The organism is Streptomyces sp. DH12 (genome assembly GCF_020873895.1).
Taxonomy (GTDB): Bacteria; Actinomycetota; Actinomycetes; order Streptomycetales; family Streptomycetaceae; genus Streptomyces.
Window position 1 is genome coordinate 1 of record NZ_JAHWGT010001287.1, and the last position, 428, is coordinate 428.

The window sequence follows — 428 nt, forward strand, 5'->3', positions numbered from 1 at the left end:
GCATGTGGCTGACCGCCGGCGAGTGGGGCGGACCGAAGGAGTCCGAGCCGGTACAGAAGCGGATGATCCGCTACCGCACGGTCGGCGACATGTCCTGCACCGGCGCCGTCGACTCCGACGCCACCACCGTCGCCGACGTCATCGCCGAGATCGCCGCCAGCCGCCTCACCGAGCGGGGCGCCACCCGCGCCGACGACAAGCTCTCCGAGGCCGCCATGGAGGACCGCAAGCGTGAGGGGTACTTCTGACATGACGTCCGACACGACGGCCACCACCCGCACCCGTCACGACCCCGCCGCGGCCACCCTGCTGCGCTTCGCCACCGCGGGCTCCGTCGACGACGGCAAGTCCACCCTGGTGGGCCGGCTGCTGCACGACTCCAAGTCGATCCTCACCGACCAGCTGGAGGCCGTCGAGCACGCCTCGCG

General features: G+C 71.7%; 1 pseudogene. It reads left to right on the forward strand.

What is annotated here, in order from left to right:
- A pseudogene (locus LPA54_RS39710) lies at positions 1-248 on the forward strand (sulfate adenylyltransferase small subunit); the annotation flags it as partial.
- Positions 249-428 lie beyond the last annotated feature (180 nt).